The following is a 17,271-nucleotide window of genomic DNA, read 5'->3' as shown; positions in this document are numbered from 1 at the left end:
GCGCGCCTGCTAGACCTCAGGTCATCTGCCATGCAACGACAACTCCTCTCTTCGAGGCTCCCTGTGCTGCTGCTCGCCTCCGGCGCGCTGCTCTCCGGCTGCAATACCCTCTTCGGCATCACGCCCGGCACGCAGGGCAACCCCGGCGCCGGGGGCTCGACGGGCGCCGACACATCGTCCTCGTCCGGCGGGGTCGGCGCCGGCGGGTCGATGTCCTCGGCTGGCGGAGGGGGGAGCCCGGCGACCGACATCGCCGAGACCTTCAGCTACCCGGGCAAGGTCGGCTGGGCGTTCTCGCCCGCGGACGTGAGCGGCTCGGCCCACGACGTGACGTACGACGCCGAGGGGAACATGCTCTTCACCGGCGTCTTCGCCCCCAACGACTCCATCAACCCGAGCGCCGACTTCGGTACGGGCAGCACGCCTATCGAGCACGGCGACTCGTTCAGCGCGTTCGTCGCGAAATACGGCCCCCGCGGCGAGCCTCGATGGTGGACGATGCTCGTGGGTCCGGAGGTCCAGCAGGGCAACGGCGTCGCCGCCGACGCAGAGGGCGCTGTCTTCGTCACCGGGACCCACATGGCGTCGGCTTACTGGCCCCAGGCGGACGTGTTCACCGGACGCGACGACACGACCGACATCTTCGTCACGAAGCTCGATGCGGACGGCGCCCACGTCTGGAGCAAGCTCTTCGGAGACGAGGACGACCAGTGGGGCGTGCGGACCGCCGTGGACAGCGAGGGGAACGTCGTCGTCGCCGGCGTCGGGTACGGCAGCGTGCCCCTCGACGCGGAGGTGTTCCGGGGCTACCAGGACGACCCCACGCAGGAGCATGTGCCGGGCGTCTTCGTCCTCAAGCTGAGCAGCGACGGTGAGCGCGTCGTCTGGGGCTGGAAGTTCCCGGTCGGCTTCTCCTGCTCACCGCCGGGCTCGGGGTTCCAGCGCGCGCAGTGCGGCGCGGTGGGGCTCGCGATCGACGGATTCGACAACGTCGTGCTCGCGGCCAGCACCACCAGCGATGCGGGCCTCGGGCGGAACAACGGGGTGCAATTCGAGGACTCTCGCGGCGGAATCGATATCGTCGTCTGGAAGCTCGACGCCGCCGGCGTCCCGCAGTGGGGCCGGCTCATCGGGGGCGACGACGACGATGCCCAGCAGAACGGCGATCAGTGGGCGAGCTCGGTCGCGGTGAACCCCGCGGGAGAGATCCTCTTGACCGGCGGTTTCAAGAAGAGCATCCGGTTCGGCGAGCAGCCTAGCGAGCACGTCGTCGCCGGCCGCGAGGACGGGGACATCTTCATGGCCAAGCTGAGCCCGAGCGGAGCCCCGATATGGGAGAAGGCCTTCGGCGATGTCGGGCTCGACGAGGCGCTGGGGATCGCCGTCGACCGCTTCTCCAACATCGGGCTCGTCGGCTACCTCCGGACCGAAGGCGAGCAGCCCGAAGGCGTCGATTTCGGCGACGGGAACAGGCTCGCCGAGGGGATCCCGGATCCCACGGTGACGTCCGACGTCTTCATCGCGAAGTTCAGCGATCGGGGCGCGCTGCGCTGGGCTCGTCGGATCGGCAACGACCCGGACGACGCCGGCGGCGACTGGGCGGAGGGCGATCAGGCGGGGATGGCGATCGCGCTCGATCGGTCGAGCCCGGATCAGCCCGGCAACGCCGCGGTGTGCGGGTGGTTCTTCGGCGCCGCCACGTTCGGGCCCGGGACGATGGACCGGAAGAGCGCCGTCTTCACCCCTTTCATGGCGAAATACGGGCCGTGACGCCCTCCGCCGCGGCGCCGGGCCGCGGCCCGGACAGGCATCCTTCTGACGGCTCGGCCGCCTTGAACGCCCGGAGGAGCCCGTTTACCATCGCTCCATGAACAGCATCGACATGCCCTGGGAGCCGCGCTCATGACCACCGTCACGCTCGCCGCCACGCAGATGGCCTGCAGCTGGGACACCGAACGCAACGTGCAGACCGCCGAGGCGCTCATCCGCGAGGCGGCCGGCAAGGGCGCCCAGATCATCGTCTTGCAGGAGCTGTTTCTGACGCCGTACTTCTGCCCCGATCTGAAGGAGTCCTACTTCTCGCTCGCGCGCCCGGCCGAGGGGCACCCCGTCCTCCGCCGCTTCTCCGCGCTCGCCGCCGAGCTCGGGGTCGTCCTGCCGGTGAGCTTCTTCGAGCGGGCGAACAACGCCTATTACAACGCGCTCGCCGTGCTGGACGCCGACGGGCGGATGCTCGGCGTCTACCGCAAGAGCCACATCCCCGACTGCCCCGGCTACCAGGAGAAGTTCTACTTCAACCCCGGCGACACCGGCTTCCGGGTGTGGCGGACGCGCTACGCCACGATCGGCGCCGCGATCTGCTGGGACCAGTGGTATCCGGAGGCGGCGCGCTGCATGGTGCTGCGGGGCGCCGAGGTGCTGCTCTACCCCACCGCGATCGGCAGCGAGCTGCTCGACCCGGCGATCAGCTCCCGCGACCCGTGGATGCGCGTCATGCAGGGGCACGCGGCGGCCAACATGGTGCCTGTCGTGGCCTCGAACCGCGTCGGCACGGAGAAGTCCGAGGCGGGGGACGTGACGTTCTACGGGTCGTCGTTCATCACCGACAACCGGGGCGCCTTCATCGCCCAGGCGAACGAGACGGATCAGGCGGTGATCACGGCCGCCGTCGATCTCGAGCGCTGCCGCGCGGAGCGCGCCTCGTGGGGGCTGTTCCGGGACCGGCGGCCGGAGCTCTACGGCGCCCTGCTCACGCTGGACGGCGCCACCCGGGGCGAGGCCGTGGGGTGAGCGCGGCCGTCACTTCCTGAGCCGCGTCCACACCTTGCTGCGGAGCGCGCGTGTCGCGGCCGAGCAGACCTTGCCCGGGCGCAGCCGGTCCTTGTACTGCTCCGGCATCACGACGGCGGGGTCGTCCCGCAGCGCCGGGTTCAAGAACTGCTCGGAGCCCTCGATCGCGTTCATGTACCCGGTGAAGTTCGACGCCGCGGCCGCGTTCTCCGGCTTCATCATCCAGTTGATGAAGGTCCTCGCGTTCTGCTTGTTCTTCGCGCCCTTCGGGACCACGAGGTTGTCGTTCCAGAAGCTCAGGCCCTCCTTGGGGTAGACGAAGACGACCGAGGGCAGCTTCTGCTTGACCCGGTGCGCCTGCCCGTTCCACTGCATGTGCATCATCACCTCCTTCGAGGTCATGCGCTCGAGCGCGCCGTCGGACTTGTAGACGGCGACGCTGGGCTTCTGCTTCTGGAGCAGCGCGAGGATCTTCTCGGCCTCCTCGGGCTTCTCGGTGCACTTGTCGAAGCCGAGGTAATACGCCGCCGCGTTCCACACGTCGACCTCGTCGTCGACCATGCCGATCTGCCCCTTGAGCTCCGGCGCGGGCTCCAGGATCGACCTCCAGCTCTCCTCCATCGTGCCGCCCGGCACCCGCGCCGAGTCGTAGGTGAAGCCGGTGAGCCCCACCATGTACGGCCCCGAGTACTCGCGCTTCGGGTCGAAGCTCGGCGCTTCGAGCGGCGCCTTGATGTTCTTGAAGTTCTCCATGGCATACACGTCGATCTTCTCGGCGAGGCCGAGTTCGATCATGGTCTTTACCATGTAGTCCGACGGAACGACGACGTCGTACCCCGTGCCGCCCGCCTGCAGCTTCCCGAGCATCGTCTCGTTCGAGTCGTACACGTCGATGGTGATGCGGATCCCCGTCTCCGCCTCGAACTTCTTCATGAGATCCGTCGGGAAGTAGTCCGAGAAGATGTAGAGGAACAGCTCCTTCGAGGCAGCCTGAAGCGCGGCCTGACCCTCCGGGTTTGCGTCACCTTCCGGCTTGGCCTGGCCGTCCTCGCGGCTGCACCCGGCCGAGAACAGGCCGGACATCGCGAGGACAAGGACGGCGATCAGCGATGTGGCGTCTTTGATCATGGGTTGCTCTCCAGGGGGTCACCGCCCGCCGCGCGGCTCAGCGCGCGCGCACCCGGGCGACGAGGAACGACAGCGACACGGTGAGGATCGACACGGCGAGGATCATCGTCGAGACCGCGTTCACCTCCGGGCTCGTGCCGACGCGGGTCATCCCGAAGATGTAGACCGGGAGCGTCGTCGACCCCGGTCCGGCCACGAAATAGGCGACCAGGAAATCGTCGAGCGACGTGATGAACGCGAGCATCGCGCCCGACAGGATACCGGGCCAGAGCAGCGGCAACGTCACCCGCCGGAACGCCCGGATCGGATCCGCGTAGAGGTCGCCCGCCGCCTCGACGAGCCTCCGGTCCATCCCGTCGAGCCGCGCCCGGATCGGGAGGTAGGCGAACGGGATGCAGAACACGGTGTGAGCGACGATGACCGTCGTGAGCCCGAGATCGAAGCCCACGACGTTGAAGAAGAGGAGGGTGGCCACCGCCGTGATGATCTCGGGGATCAAGAGCGGCAGCGCGATGGTCGCGCTCACCGCGTCCTGGCCGGAGAACCGGCGCCGCGCCATGCCCACCGCCGCCGCCGTCGCGAGGAGGGTCGACGCGAGCGTCGCCGCCCCCGCGACGACGAGGGAGTTCTGGGCCGCGCGCAGGATGTCCTTGTTGTCCAGGGCGACGCCGTACCAGCGCGGCGAGAACCCCTCCCAGATCGCCGCGGTGCGGCCCGCGTTGAACGACAGCGCGACGAGCACGACGACCGGCGCGTAGAGGAAGAGGAGGAGGAGCCACGCGGCCCCCCGCGCCCCCGGGAAACGGCGGGTGTCGAGCCGCTCACGCACCGGGGAGGTTCCTCCGGAACCTGAGCGCATACGCGATCATGGCGGCGAGCACGAGCGCGAGGAGCGCGAAGGCGAGCGCCGCGCCGAACGGCCAGTTGCGCGCCGCGCCGAACTGGCTCTGGATCAGGTTGCCGATCATGAGCGCCTTGCTGCCGCCGAGCAGCTCCGGCGTCACGTAGGCGCCCAGCGTCGGGACGAAGACGAGCAGCGAGCCGGCGATGAGCCCGGGCGTCGTGAGCGGCAGGACGACGCGGCGGAGCGCCTGCCACGGGCCCGCGCCGAGATCGTAAGCCGCCTCGACGAGCCGGAAATCGAGCTTCTCGAGGCTGGTGTAGATGGGCAGCACCATGAACGGAAGGAACGAGTACGTGAGCCCGATGCTCACCGCGAGATCGGTATAGAGCAGGTGGAGCGGCCCGCTCACGAGCCCGAGGGCCCCGAGGAGCCGCTCGAGCAGCCCGCCGTTCTTCAGGATCAGGATCCAGGCGTAGTTGCGCACGAGCAGGTTGCTCCAGAACGGGAGCGTGACGAGGAACACGAAGAGCGTCCGCCGGCGCGGCGGCAGCATCGCCATGTAGAGCGCGGTCGGGAAGCTGATGAGCAGGCAGAGCGTCGTGGTCGAGATCGAGAGCCAGAACGAGCGCAGGAAGATCTGCGCGTAATCGGAGTTCCAGATCAGGCTCCCGTCGAAGTCGCGCTCGAACAGGAAGCTGACGTAGGCCTCGGTCGTGAACGTGTCCCACCGGATGCCGCCGTGCGGCCCCCGATCGAGGAACGAGACCCAGGCCATGAGCCCGAGCGGGCCCAGGAGGAAGACCGCGAGGAAGAGGAACACGGGCGCGATCAGGAGCTTCTGATGCAGCCGGATGCGCCGCTCGAAGTCCGTCCTCGCTCGCCCGACCCGTGCGCGTGACGTCTCGTCCATCGTCACTCCACCAGGATCTGGATCGTGGACGGCTCGATCAGGACCGCGACGCGCGCGCCCGCCTCGCGCGACGGGGCGCCGCCCGTCCGGTTCTGCACGCGCGCGCGCAGCCCGCCCCCGCCGCGGAGGGCGACATGGTAGGTCGTGTCGACGCCGGCGTAGACGACCTCCTGGATCTCGCCCGCGAGCGCGCCCGGCGCGTCGGGATCGCCGAGCTCGACGCGCTCCGGCCGCACGGCGAGCGTCACCGGGGCGCCCGGGGACAGCCCGTCGAGGGCGGGGGCAACGACGTGCGCGCCGTTCGCGAGCTGATACCGCGCCTCGCGGCCCCCCTCGCGGCCCGAGAGGCGCGCCTCGAGGAAGTTCGTCTCGCCGATGAAGTCGGCGACGAAGCGGCGCGCCGGGTGGTCATAGATCTCCCGCGGAGAGCCGACCTGGAGGATCTTGCCCGCGCTCATCACCGCGATGCGGTCCGACATCGTGAGCGCCTCCGCCTGATCGTGCGTCACGAAGACGAAGGTGATGCCCGTCTCCCGCTGGATCCGCTTGAGCTCGATCTGCATGTCCTTGCGGAGCTTCATGTCGAGCGCGGAGAGCGGCTCATCGAGCAGCAGCATCTCTGGCTCGCTCGCGAGCGCGCGCGCGAGCGCGACGCGCTGCTGCTGCCCGCCGGAGAGCTGCGACGGCCTCCTGCCCTCGAACCCCGAGAGCTGGACGAGGGCGAGCATCGCCTGGACGCGCGCGTCGCGCTCGCGCCGCGGCCTGCCCTTCATCTCGAGCCCGAAGCCGACGTTCTCGGCCACCGACATGTGCGGGAACAGCGCGTAGCTCTGGAACACGGTGTTCACGGGCCGCCGGTGCGGGGGGAGGTGCTCGATCGGCGCGCCGTGCAGGAGGATGTGCCCTGTCGTGGGCTGCTCGAACCCTGCGATGAGCCGGAGCAGCGTCGTCTTGCCGCAGCCGGAGGGGCCGAGCAGGGTGAAGAACTCGTTTCGGGCGATCGAGACGGAGACGTCGTCGAGGGCGCGCACCTCGCCGGCGGGGGTGCCGAACACCATGCTGACGCCGCGCACCTCGATGGCGGACTGGTTGGCTGTCGCGCCGTGGGCGGCGCCCCCGCCCGCCCCGTGACTTGCTTGCGCCATGGGGCGAGTATCCCGCAGGCGCTGCGGTGTTCTCAACACTTCTTGAGGGGCGCCGCGCGAGGTAGGCTGTGGTGCGCCGGCGCGGCCGCCGGCCGGCCGGGCCGCGGCGCGCCGCCGCCCCGCGCCGCGCGACCGCGGCTCGACGAGGCGGAGGCGGCGCCGCGGCGACGCCGCGTCACGGGGGCAGGTAGTGCGACTCGTGGCTCACGCCGACCGAGGTGCACCATCCCTCCGGGTCCCAGCGGAAGCCGACCCGGGTGCTGGGCCCCACCGACAGCATGAGCTGGATGAGCCGCTCGTCCCGCGTCACGCACATCGCCGACGCGCCGGTCTGGTCTGTCACCTCGCAGAACCCCGAGACCACCAGCTCTCCGTCGAGGTCCGGCACGGCGTCGACGTGGCACCCGATGCGCTCGACCGAGTTGGCGCTGTTCCAGGCGGCCCCGAGGCTCCCGGAGCCGTAGCCGGATCCGTCCGGGTAGACATGAAACCCCGATCTGCTCGTGTCCTTTGCACCGGCCCATGCCACGGCGCTGACGCCGATGGCGCCTGACGCCATCGCTCCGAGCATGATGCCGACGAGAAATGATCTCTGCTTGATCATCATCTGACCTCCTCGTGAGCCTTGCCATGCAAAGCTGCTTCTCTGCCTCGCTTGGAGCGGGGCTGACTCTCTGAGATGACGCGTCTTGTGATCACGCGTCCTGTGAGGGCGCGCCTCGCGGGGGGCGCCTCGTGCGACGGCGTATCAGCAACCTCCGGACCAGGCGCCTTCGGGCGTGTGGCTCTCGTGGCGGGTACAGGGAGGCTCTGGGATGAGGCGGGGGAGAGCTCGGCCGGCGGCCCCGCGAACGCCGCTCGCGGGGCCGCCCGCCTGGCTCGATCGTCGTCCGGAGGGGCGCGGCGACCGGGCGGAACGGCGGGCGGCGGCGTGGTGGCACGCCCGCGGTGCCAGCGTGTCAGCGTGTCAGGCGCGCTCGATCCCCTCCGCTGCGACGGCCTCCTGCCCGGGAGCGGCACCCGGGCGTGCTGGACGAGGTGCTGCTCGGGGCCCGCGCGGCCCATCGCCAGCGCGCCGACGCGACGCTCGGGATGCCCCGGCGACTGCCGCGCCGTTAGAAAAATCCAGCAGAGCGCGCTGCCGACCCGGACCTCGCTCCCCCTGCTCCCCGCGAGGTGCTCACGCGTTGCGTCAATCCGCGTGTGTGTTGATCATCCGCGCGCCTTGCGGGAATCTTTCTCATCATGTCGAAGCCCTCGCGATTGAAATATCTTGGGAATTTTACAATGTCATCGTCCGCAGCGTTCGGCGCCATGGTGTTGCTGGGCGCGCTGCACCTCACCGGCTGCAGCGATGACGGGGGTGGGGGTGGCTCCGGCGGCAGCGGCGGTGAGCCGTCTGGGAGCGGCAGCGGCACGTCCGGGAGCGTCACCTCCGGCGATCCGGGCGGCACGACGTCGGCCTCGACCGCAGGCACCGGCGGCGCGGGCACCGGCACCGGCACCGGCACCGGCGGCAACGACGGAGAGGGGGGTGGAGGATCGGACGGCGGCGGGCTGGTGGTCGATTCCGGCCTTCCCACGCCTCCCGGCCCCGGCGGCGTGGCGAGGCCGTCCGGCGCGCCCGGCGGGTTCAAGGTCATCGACTGGGCCGGCTTCGCGGCCGCCGTGTCGTACACCTTCGACGACTCCAACTCGAGCCAGATCCAGAACTACGACGCGCTGAACGATCTCGGCGTGCCGTTCACCTTCTACCTCCAGACCGGCAAGAACGAGTCGAACGATCCGGTGTGGCAGAGGGCGCTGGAGGACGGGCACGAGCTCGGCAACCACACGAAGAGCCACTCGAGCCAGGACGCCGGCGGCGCCGATACGGACGCCGCGACGCAATTCATCGAGTCGAAGTTCGGCATCAAGGTGTGGACGATGGCGGCTCCGAACGGCTCGTCGGATTACACGGGCATCGCCCGGACGCGCTTCCTCATCAACCGCGGCGTGGCCAACGCCCTCATCGGCCCGAACGACAACACGGATCCCTTCACGCTGCCCTGCTTCATCCCCCCGACCGGCGCCTCCACGTCGGTGTTCGACGAGCAGGTCACGACCGCGCGGAGCGCCAAGAAGTGGCGCACCGTCCTGGTGCACGGCTTCACCGGCGGCAGCGACGGCGCCTTCCAGCCCGTGCCGCTCCAGGCCTTCCTCGATCACGTCCAGCACGCCAAGGATTTCGGCGACGTGTGGATCGACAGCGTGGTCAACGTCGGCGCCTACTGGCGCGGGCAAAAGGCGGTCGGCGCCGCCACCAGCACGCAGTCCGGCGGCGACACGACGTTGACGTGGCAGCTCCCCGACCACTTCCCGCCGGGCAAGTACGTGCGCGTGACGGTCACCGGCGGCACGCTCAAGCAGAACGGCGTCCCGCTGGCCTGGGATCCGCACGGCTACTACGAGGTCGCGCTCGACCCGGAGTCCGTCACGCTGTCGCCGTGACACGAGCCGCCCGGAGCCCCGCGCCATCCCCGGCGCGGCTCCGGGCGGAGCCGACGGCGGCTCGCCGCCTCCCGCCCCCTGATTCCCGGGCGATGAATCATCCACTCTTCGAAGATCAGACGCCGCGCCCCGAGACCAGAGAGGTCGACGGCGCCTTCGTGCGATCGTTCTGTCGCGGGGTATGGGGCGTTGGGCGGGGCGCCGGCTCACCGGCGCCCGCCCCGCAGCCGCGGGCGCGTTCAGGTCCCGGGGACGACCTTCACCAGGCTGTCGCGGTTCGCGACGAAGTACAGCTCACCGGCGTTGTCCTCGACGATGGCCGTGAGGTCTCGGAACGCCGGCTCGCCGCTCGGACGCGTGAACGCCGGGGCGTTCGGCGCGTTCGGATCCCGGTTCTTGCTGATGACCGTGATCGGCGACGTCTCCGCGCCGCACTGCATGATCGCGCCCATCCGCTCTCCGGTGTAGTCGCCGAACAGGTACACGCCCCGGAGCTGAGGCACCTGCGTGCCCCGGTACACGAAGCCGCCGATGACCGACACGTAATCGCTGAACGGCCCCGTCGCGCTCTGGCGCCGGTCGATGTCGACGATGGGCGGGGTGTACGTCGCTCCCTCGCGCAGCGTGCGCCCGCGGCAGGTGTCCGCGTGATCGCCCTCGTACTTCGCCCAGCCGAAGTTCATCCCCGACATGCCGGCGGGCGCATAGTCGACCTCCTCGTAGGAGTCCTGGCCGACGTCGCCGATGAAGAGGTCGTCCGTCATCCGATCGAAGGTGAAGCGGTACGGATTGCGCAGACCATAATGCCAGGTCCGCGCCCCCTCGCCGGGGAACGGGTTGCCGGCCGCCGCGTACGGCTCGGGGGCGTTCGGATCGAGCCGGAGGATCTTGCCGAACGGCGAGCTGGGATCCTGCGGCGCTCCCGGCTTGTCGCTGTTGCAGCTCCCGCCGCCGTCCCCCGTGCCGACATAGAGCATCCCGTCCGGCCCGAACACGATATGGCCGCCGTTGTGGTTCACCGCGGACGCATCGGGCCGCAGGATCGTCTTCGTGGGCGTCGGGTCGGCGACGTAAGGATCGCTCGATCGCTTGTACTCGAGCACCACGTCACGATTCATGTTCGTGCCCGTGGTGGCCGTCATCATGATATAGAATTTGCCGCTCGTGGCGTAGTCGGGCGGGAACGCGATGCTGAGGAGGCCGCGCTCGTCGTCGAACATGCCGGAGAGCAGCGCGATCTGGCTGCTCACGTCGAGGAACGCCCCGCTGCGCAGCGCGCCGCCCGTGAACACCCGAATCGTTCCGGTCTGCTGTACGAGGTACCAGTCGCTCGAGTCCTTCGGCTGCGCCGCGTACACGAGCCTGTCCACGCCGCTGACCACGGTCTCGAGCGCGAGCTTCCCGACGTCCGGCGCTGCGCTGGCATTACAAACCGGCGGCGGGTCCACGTTCCCTCCGCCCGTGCCCGTCGCCCCGCCGCCGCCCGTCCCGGTCGCCGACGCTGTATCGCCGCCGCCGCCGCTTCCGCTGCCGGGGCCTGCGCTCGTCGACGTCGTTGTGGAACCGGTGCTCCCGCCGCCGGATCCGGTCCCGGTCGCACCATTGTTGGACTGCCCGTCGTCGCCGCACGCGGCGTTGCCGAGCGCGAGAGCGAGACAGGAAGCCAAAGTCAGATTTCGCTTTGTCATGGGCGCATTCTACATAAAGAGCGCGGCGGCGCACTCTCAAACGACGGTCCATTCAGCGTTGGGCGAGCGCGAAATACAAGCTGAGGGGGTGACGGGTCTTCCCTACGTCCCTCTCTGGGAAACGCCCGAACGCGGAGCTCTCCGCGCTCGCGCGCGGCCGCCGCGGGGCTCTGGCGGCGGCCCTCGCCGCGCGCCCAGGTGAGGCCGGAGAGCGGGCCCGAGTCGGGCTCGCGTCCTCCGATGGTGTTCGTCTCCGGGCCCATGAGCTGGGCAATCGAGACCACACGCCTCTCGTGCGGATGTCTGTCGAAGTCGAGGTGACGCCCCGTCCTCAAGGCCCCGCGCGCGCCGTCCGCCATCACGAATGCAGCGGAGAATTCTCTCCGGGTTAGATCGGGTGTTCCACGAATACAGCGGAGAATTCTCTCCGGAATAGATCGGGTGTTCCCGCCCGATTCCCTGAGCCCGTCGTGGCTCGCCTGGATCGAGCGCGCGCCGCGACGCTCAGCGCCGCGACTCCGGCCCCGCGCGGCGCGCCGCCGCGCGCATCATGCCGCCGAGGCTCAGCGGCACGAGCGTGATGAGCCCCTGCCGGTCCGTCGAGCCGGGGTGCGTCGCGAGGAAATAACGGACCGCAGGGTTCTCGTAGAGGTGCAGGAAGTCGTAGGCGCTGGCGGGCGCGACCTCCTTCTGGCGGGACTCGAACACGAACGGATCACCGTGCTCGTCCGGATCGCGCTCGCACGCGGCGGCGAGCTCGGACATGAGCGCGTCCGCGTCCGCCAGCCCGCCCTCGGTCGGGTTCGTCTGGGTGATGTCGGCGAAGCGCGCCAGCAGGGCATAACTCGACGGGTGGGCCAGCGAGCAGAGGCAATAGAGCGGTCGGCCGGGGCGGGCGAGCATGTAGCGGATCAGACGCTCGAGCGCGGCGCGCGCCAGGGCGTCGCCGGCGCCGGCGTCGCCGAGCGCCCCGCACTCGCCGCGGAAGATCGCGACCGCTGCGCCGCCGGTCCGCCGCTCGAAGATCTGCATCGCGAAGTACCCGTCGATCCGGCCGTCCGCGGCCCTGTGCAAAAGGACGACGCCGTGCTCCGACTCGGACCGGATGACGTGGTTGACGAAGCTCTTCTTCTCCTCCACGCCGTCGAAGATCTGGCGGCGCACGAGGTAAAGCGCCTCCATCAGCGGCTGTTTCTCGTCCGGCCGCATCTCCCGCGGCACGATGATGTCGACGGCGATCTGCGCTTCCAAGCGTTCCTCCATGCCTGCCCGAAAAGGCCGCTCGCTGGGCGGGGGGGCGGCGGTCTGCGCGGCGGAGCCGCCTCGGTCATTGAGCATTGAGCATTGAGCCTCGAGCGACCGAGCAACCGCGGTGCCAGCGGCGCGAGGTGCGACCAGGGCCGCGCGGCCCGGCCGCGGCCGCACGGTAGAGCTCGCTCCAGGCAGCGCCGCGGATCGGGTGAGGCCTCGGGGCATCAGACCGGCAGGCCTCACGCGAGCGGCGCACCGCGCATCGACGCGCCTCCGGCGTCCGCCGCCCGCGGCGCGCTGCGCATCGACGCGCCTCCGGCATCCGCCGTCCGCGGCGCGAGGGTGCGCCGCGCTTTTCCCGCGCGCGCCCCGAACGTAGAGTCACCGCCGGCAAGCCGGCTGCGCCGCGCGGCGCTCGCCGGCTTTTCCCCATGAAGCCCGCCTCCTCGTTCTCCCTCGTCGCCGCCGCCGTCCTCCTCGCCGCGCCGCGCCCCGCGCGCGGGTTCAGCGACGAGACCGTGGCGCTGAGCTGGGTCCGGCTCCCCGGCGCCGAGGCGTGTGTGGGGGCGCGCGCGCTCGCCCAGGCCGTCGAGGCGCGCCTCGGGCGCGCGGCGCTGGTCCCGGCCGGCCGGGCGGACCTCACCATCGAGGCGCGCATCGAGCCGGCGCGGGCCGGCGGGTGGCGGGCGGTGATCGCCGTCGCCGACGCGTCCGGCGCGCTCCTCGGCAGGCGCGAGATCGCGACGCGCTCGCCGCGCTGCAAGGCGATCGAGGACGATCTCGCCCTGGCCATCGCGCTCATGATCGACCCCGAGGCGAAGCTCTCGCCGGGCCCTCCCCCGGCGCCCGTCGCGGCCGCCCCCCTGCCCGCGCCGCTGCCCGCCGAGCGGCCCCCCGAGGTCCTCGTGCAGCGGGTCCTCATCCCGGCGTCGCCCCCGCCGCCGCAGGTCGTCGTGCAGCGGATCCTCGTCCCGCCGCCCCCGCCGGATCCGCTCCGCGTCGACGTCGGCGTGGGGCCGGCCTTCGGGCTCGGGCTCCTGCCGGCCCTCGGCGCCGCCGCCGCGCTCCGCGCGCGCCTCTCGCCGCCGCGGCTGCCGGCCTTCGAGCTCGGCGCGCTGCTCTGGGCCCCGAGCGAGGCGGCCGTCGGCCCGTCCGGCGCGCGCTTCTCGTGGGCCGAGGGCTTCGTCTCCGTGTGCCCGCTCGAGGTCGGCGCGGCCACGCGGCTGTCCGCGTGCGCCGCCGTCCGCGCCGGCGCCCTGAGCGCGGGCGGCTTCGGCTTCGACGCCGAGCTCTCCGAGGATCGCCTCACCGTGAACGGCGCCCTCGAGGCGCGCGCCGCCCAGCGGCTCCTCGGCCCGCTCACCGCCGCGGGCGGCTTCGCCCTGGTCGTGCCGTTCGTGAGGGATACATTCTACTACACCGACGCCGAAGGCGCCGACCGCCGCGTCTTCCGCATGGCGCCGCTCGGGGGCACCGTCGAAATCCTGCTCGGTGTAGAGTTTCCTTAAGAAGCGCGCGCGGGTGCCGCCGTTCACGGCACACCTCAGCTCCCTGGCCCGCGCCGGGTCCCGTCGATGACGCTCAGACAGATTTTCGAGGAGAACGCGACCTATGTATGGCGCGTGCTGCGGCGGCTCGGCGTGCGCGAGGCGGACGTCGACGATGTCTGCCAGGAGGTCTTCCTGGTGGTGCACCGGAAGATCGGCACGTTCGACGGCAGCTCGTCGATGCGCACGTGGCTCTACGGCATCTGCCTGCGGCTCGCGTCGGAGTACCGGCGGCGGCCGCACCGGCGGCGCGAGGAGGTGGCCGAGTCGGTCCCGGAGCAGGTCGTCGCGGCCTCTCAGGACGAGTCGCTCGACCGGAGCCGCGCGCTCGCGCGCCTCGACGCGGCGCTCGACCAGCTCGACGACGAGAAGCGCGCCGTGTTCGTCCTGTACGAGATCGAGCAGCTGCCGATGGCGGAGATCGCGCAGGCGGCGGGCTGCCCCTTGCAGACCGCGTACTCGCGGCTGCGCGCGGCGCGCATGCAGGTCGAGGCGGAGATGCGGCGCCTGGAGATCGGCGCCTTTCGCCAGGGGACGGCGCCGATGACGGAGAGGACGGCGTTATGACCGGCGATCCCCCCAGGCTGCTCGCCGCGCGCGGCAGCTCCGACGCGCTGCGGCTCGGGCTCGCCGCGGCGCAGCGCGACCGTCCGGACGGGCGGAGGCTGTCGCGGCTCGCCGCGGCGCTGCCGCTCGACGTGCCGCTCGATCTTACGGCCGGCGCGGGCACCTCGGCCGGCGCGGGCACCTCGGCCGGCGCGGGCACCTCGGCCGGCGCCGGCGCGAGCGGCCCGGCTGCGCTCGCGCCCGCCGCGGCTGCGGCGCCCGTGTCGGTGCTGTCGAGCCTCGCGATCGGCGCGGCGCTGGGGACGGTGGTCATCGGCGCGGCGTGGCTCGCGCCGTCGGGATCACCGCCGCCGGATCCGGTCGCCCAGGTGGTGGCCGTGAGCGCGGCGCCGGCGGCCCGGCCTGCGCCCGTCGCCGCGGCGCGGGAGGCCGCTCGCGAGGCGCCCGGGGGCTCTACGGCGCCGGGAGCCGCGCCGCGCGGGATCGAGCCGGAGGCGCTGCGCCAGCCGGACGCGGCGCCCCTGAACGCGGCGCCGCCCCTGCCCGGCGACGGACGCGGCCCCGCGACGGCGGCCGGCGCGCCGGGCTCCGCCCCGGCGCACGCGGCGCTGCGCGACGGCGAGACCGAGACGAGCCTGCTCCAGCGCGCGCAGAACGCGCTCGCGTCGCGCCCTGCGGAGGCGCTCGCGCTCACCGACGCCCACCGCGCGCGCTTCCCGGGCGGGGCGCTCGCGCAGGAGCGCGAGGTGATCGCGATCTCCGCGCTCGCGGCGCTCGGCCGCCGCGACGAGGCGAGCGCCCGCGCGCGCCGCTTCCTCGAGAGCCACCCCGGCTCGGCGTACCGCCGCAGGATCGAGGGCGTCGTCCCCGAGCTGAAGGACGACCCGCGCTGATTCATCGACGCCCCGTCTGCGCCCGGCGCGGCAGCAGACCCGGACCGGGCTCACGGGCGCTCGGAGGCCTCATGCGACGTGTTGTGTTTGCATCCTTGACGTCTCTCTCGACGCTGCTCGGGCCAGCCGCGCTCCTGGCCTCCGCCGCCGGTTGCGGCGACATGGTGAAGCTGGGTGAGGACATGATGCGCGCGGGCGCTGGAGACGGCGGCGCCGGCCCGGGCGTCGGCGGAGGCGGCGGCGGGTCCGGCGGCGGAGGCGCGTCGTGCCCCGCCGGCGACGAGGGCTGTCCTTGCGCGCCCGACGGCCGGTGCGACGGCGATCTCGCCTGCGCGGAGGGCGTGTGCACCCCGGGGTGCGGCTGTCTCGGCGGCGACACGACCGAAGGCGGCGCGTGCACCTGGGAGGGAGGCCTGCTCGACGCCTCGATGCAGAGCCCTTCCGCCTGGAAGGCGACCGGCGGGGCGCGCATCGACCCCGGGGCCGAGGGCGACGGCAACGCGGGCGCGGGCGTCGTCGGACCGGACGCGGTGTGCGCGCTCGACGGCATCTACCAATCGTTCACGATGCCGGACGCCGCGTGTGCCGTGCCGTTCCAGCTCACCTTCTCCACGAGGCTGAGCTGCAACGCGCCCACGGGGTGCTTCAGCCCGCCGGCGCTCGGGGTCCGGGTCAACGGAGGTTACAGCTACGACGGGCTGTGGCTCAACGCGCGGTGGACTCCGACGCGCATATGCCTGGGCCCCCGGGCCCACGGCGGCCTCACCGAGCTGTTCCTCGGGCCGTCCCACGTGCCGATTCACTGCCCCGCGAGGGACGAGGAGGGGAGCTCGTTCACGCTGGAGTTCGACAACATCGCGATCCGCCCCGCCCCGGCGGACGAGTGCGCGCTCCCGGGCGAGGTGTTGAACGGCGACTTCGAGCGGGGCTCCTCCGGATGGACGGCCACGCCGGCGCGGGGCTTCGCCGAGATCAAGCCCGGCGCGGGCCGCGAGGGCGGCTACGGCGGTCGACTCGCCACCACCCAGACCTGCCAGGACCCCGAGCTCACCGGCATGATGTCGCTGCCCATGCCCGACACGGTGCCGGACCCCGCGCTGCGCGTCTGGGGCCGGGGGTCGCGCGGGGCCATGCTCCGCCTGACGATGGACAAGTACGCGATAGCGCGCCTGGACGGCGCGGGGGACGAGCGGCTCTATCATGTCTGTTTGCCCAGGTGGGCTCATGGCATGGCGTACCGTCTCAGTTTCAAGTTCCTCGAGGACGGCGAGGGCTCGTGCACGGAGGAGAAGAGGCGTGATTTCTCCGTGGACGATCTGTCGTTCGTCTCCGATGCGCGTTGCCCGTCGGGCGCTGACCTCTTCGATCCCGGCTTCGAGAACACGAGGGCCGACGCGCGCCTCGCCTCGACGTGGATCCTGAGCGAGGCGGACGCGGCGGAGGGCAGCGCAGCGCTGCTCGTCGACGCCGCCGCGGCGCACCGGGGCGAGGTCTCCCTCGCGCTGTCCACGCGCGCCCGGTGCGGCTCGCCGTCGTTTGCCTACACCTTCTTCACCGTGCCGCAGCCGCGCGGCGCGAGCGGCCCGGCGCTGAAGTTCTGGTACCGCACGGGCGCCCTCAGCGCGGCCGTCGCCTCCTCCGATCCGGGAGGCCCGCTTCCGCCCAGCCCTGCGTGGGCGCAGCGGACCGTGTGCCTCGATCCGCTCAACGCGGGCAGGGCACAGCGGATCAGGTTCGCGATCGAGGCGCCCAGCCCGTGCGACGTGCCCATCAACGAGGAGGCGCTGCGCGTGGACGACGTGGAGGCGACGACGGATCCGGCCTGCCCGGCCGCGCCGTCGCCCTGATCGGCCGCGAGATCTGCCCGCGAGACGGGCGCTGCTCCCGAGGCGGGATGGGGAGCACGCACGATGCCTGCGACGATCGCGGCTATAGGCCGCCGAGGCGCAATGAGGGAGGATGTCGACATGAGCTTGGCTTCGAGAGATCCGATGTCGCCGCCGAACGAGCGGTCCTGT

At 71.7% G+C, this 17,271-nt stretch carries 14 protein-coding genes; 7 read left to right on the top strand and 7 right to left on the bottom strand.

The window, feature by feature from the left end; genetic code table 11:
- Positions 1–30 precede the first annotated feature (30 nt).
- Positions 31–1,770, top strand: a complete 1,740-nt coding sequence (locus tag WMF43_RS49040; RefSeq protein WP_437675794.1) for a hypothetical protein — start codon at positions 31–33, stop codon at positions 1,768–1,770.
- Positions 1,771–1,902: 132 nt separating this feature from the next.
- Complete coding sequence (aguB, locus tag WMF43_RS49035; RefSeq protein ID WP_437675793.1) at positions 1,903–2,790, top strand: N-carbamoylputrescine amidase; 888 nt, start codon at positions 1,903–1,905, stop codon at positions 2,788–2,790.
- Positions 2,791–2,799: 9 nt separating this feature from the next.
- On the opposite strand, the gene WMF43_RS49030 is transcribed toward aguB, so the two are convergent.
- The 5 genes from WMF43_RS49030 to WMF43_RS49010 all read right to left on the bottom strand — a co-directional run bounded on the left by WMF43_RS49030 (position 2,800) and on the right by WMF43_RS49010 (position 7,424).
- Positions 2,800–3,918: an extracellular solute-binding protein gene (locus WMF43_RS49030; protein ID WP_437675792.1), complete on the bottom strand. Its 1,119-nt coding sequence runs from the start codon at positions 3,916–3,918 to the stop codon at positions 2,800–2,802.
- A gap of 37 nt (positions 3,919–3,955) precedes the next feature.
- The gene (locus WMF43_RS49025) at positions 3,956–4,747 is read right to left on the bottom strand and encodes an ABC transporter permease (protein WP_437675791.1); all 792 of its coding nucleotides are present in this window, start codon (positions 4,745–4,747) and stop codon (positions 3,956–3,958) included.
- The gene (locus WMF43_RS49020) at positions 4,740–5,672 is read right to left on the bottom strand and encodes an ABC transporter permease (RefSeq protein ID WP_437675790.1); all 933 of its coding nucleotides are present in this window, start codon (positions 5,670–5,672) and stop codon (positions 4,740–4,742) included. The genes WMF43_RS49025 and WMF43_RS49020 overlap by 8 nt, the downstream gene beginning before the upstream one ends.
- A gap of 2 nt (positions 5,673–5,674) precedes the next feature.
- A complete protein-coding gene (locus WMF43_RS49015) occupies positions 5,675–6,817 on the bottom strand; it encodes an ABC transporter ATP-binding protein (protein WP_437675789.1) in 1,143 nt (380 codons plus the stop codon).
- 175 nt (positions 6,818–6,992) lie between these two features.
- Positions 6,993–7,424 (bottom strand): hypothetical protein, encoded by a 432-nt coding sequence (locus WMF43_RS49010; RefSeq protein WP_437675788.1) that lies wholly within the window; start codon positions 7,422–7,424, stop codon positions 6,993–6,995.
- A 680-nt stretch (positions 7,425–8,104) separates the two neighbouring features.
- On the opposite strand from WMF43_RS49010, the gene WMF43_RS49005 reads away from it, so the two are divergent.
- Entirely contained in the window at positions 8,105–9,307 is a 1,203-nt protein-coding gene (locus WMF43_RS49005) for a polysaccharide deacetylase family protein (protein WP_437675787.1), read from the top strand.
- A 239-nt stretch (positions 9,308–9,546) separates the two neighbouring features.
- On the opposite strand, the gene WMF43_RS49000 is transcribed toward WMF43_RS49005, so the two are convergent.
- Together WMF43_RS49000 and WMF43_RS48995 are read right to left on the bottom strand one after the other, a co-directional pair.
- Positions 9,547–10,995: a PQQ-dependent sugar dehydrogenase gene (locus WMF43_RS49000; protein ID WP_437675786.1), complete on the bottom strand. Its 1,449-nt coding sequence runs from the start codon at positions 10,993–10,995 to the stop codon at positions 9,547–9,549.
- A 504-nt stretch (positions 10,996–11,499) separates the two neighbouring features.
- Positions 11,500–12,246 (bottom strand): hypothetical protein, encoded by a 747-nt coding sequence (locus WMF43_RS48995; RefSeq protein ID WP_437675785.1) that lies wholly within the window; start codon positions 12,244–12,246, stop codon positions 11,500–11,502.
- A 431-nt stretch (positions 12,247–12,677) separates the two neighbouring features.
- Between WMF43_RS48995 and WMF43_RS48990 the strand changes: the two genes are divergently transcribed.
- The 4 genes from WMF43_RS48990 to WMF43_RS48975 all read left to right on the top strand — a co-directional run bounded on the left by WMF43_RS48990 (position 12,678) and on the right by WMF43_RS48975 (position 17,100).
- Positions 12,678–13,754 (top strand): hypothetical protein, encoded by a 1,077-nt coding sequence (locus WMF43_RS48990; RefSeq protein ID WP_437675784.1) that lies wholly within the window; start codon positions 12,678–12,680, stop codon positions 13,752–13,754.
- 66 nt (positions 13,755–13,820) lie between these two features.
- Entirely contained in the window at positions 13,821–14,360 is a 540-nt protein-coding gene (locus tag WMF43_RS48985) for an RNA polymerase sigma factor (RefSeq protein WP_437675783.1), read from the top strand.
- Positions 14,357–15,253, top strand: a complete 897-nt coding sequence (locus WMF43_RS48980; RefSeq protein WP_437675782.1) for a hypothetical protein — start codon at positions 14,357–14,359, stop codon at positions 15,251–15,253. Before WMF43_RS48985 ends, WMF43_RS48980 begins: the two co-directional genes overlap by 4 nt.
- Before the next feature lie 95 nt (positions 15,254–15,348).
- Positions 15,349–17,100, top strand: a complete 1,752-nt coding sequence (locus tag WMF43_RS48975; protein WP_437675781.1) for a hypothetical protein — start codon at positions 15,349–15,351, stop codon at positions 17,098–17,100.
- The last annotated feature ends 171 nt before the right edge of the window (positions 17,101–17,271 follow it).

Source organism: Sorangium sp. So ce131 (assembly GCF_051519095.1).
Lineage (GTDB): Bacteria > Myxococcota_A > Polyangia > Polyangiales > Polyangiaceae > Sorangium.
This window is presented reverse-complemented; position numbering and strand designations above follow the sequence as displayed.

Excerpts from the sequence above, each read along its gene's own strand:
- WMF43_RS48985 (WP_437675783.1), top strand. The coding sequence starts at position 13,821 with ATGACGCTCAGACAGATTTTCGAGGAGAACGCGACCTATGTATGGCGC.
- WMF43_RS49010 (WP_437675788.1), bottom strand. The coding sequence starts at position 7,424 with ATGATGATCAAGCAGAGATCATTTCTCGTCGGCATCATGCTCGGAGCG.
- WMF43_RS48990 (WP_437675784.1), top strand. The coding sequence starts at position 12,678 with ATGAAGCCCGCCTCCTCGTTCTCCCTCGTCGCCGCCGCCGTCCTCCTC.
- WMF43_RS49005 (WP_437675787.1), top strand. The coding sequence starts at position 8,105 with ATGTCATCGTCCGCAGCGTTCGGCGCCATGGTGTTGCTGGGCGCGCTG.
- WMF43_RS49030 (WP_437675792.1), bottom strand. The coding sequence starts at position 3,918 with ATGATCAAAGACGCCACATCGCTGATCGCCGTCCTTGTCCTCGCGATG.
- WMF43_RS49000 (WP_437675786.1), bottom strand. The coding sequence starts at position 10,995 with ATGACAAAGCGAAATCTGACTTTGGCTTCCTGTCTCGCTCTCGCGCTC.
- WMF43_RS49040 (WP_437675794.1), top strand. The coding sequence starts at position 31 with ATGCAACGACAACTCCTCTCTTCGAGGCTCCCTGTGCTGCTGCTCGCC.
- WMF43_RS48980 (WP_437675782.1), top strand. The coding sequence starts at position 14,357 with ATGACCGGCGATCCCCCCAGGCTGCTCGCCGCGCGCGGCAGCTCCGAC.
- WMF43_RS49015 (WP_437675789.1), bottom strand. The coding sequence starts at position 6,817 with ATGGCGCAAGCAAGTCACGGGGCGGGCGGGGGCGCCGCCCACGGCGCG.
- WMF43_RS49020 (WP_437675790.1), bottom strand. The coding sequence starts at position 5,672 with ATGGACGAGACGTCACGCGCACGGGTCGGGCGAGCGAGGACGGACTTC.
- aguB (WP_437675793.1), top strand. The coding sequence starts at position 1,903 with ATGACCACCGTCACGCTCGCCGCCACGCAGATGGCCTGCAGCTGGGAC.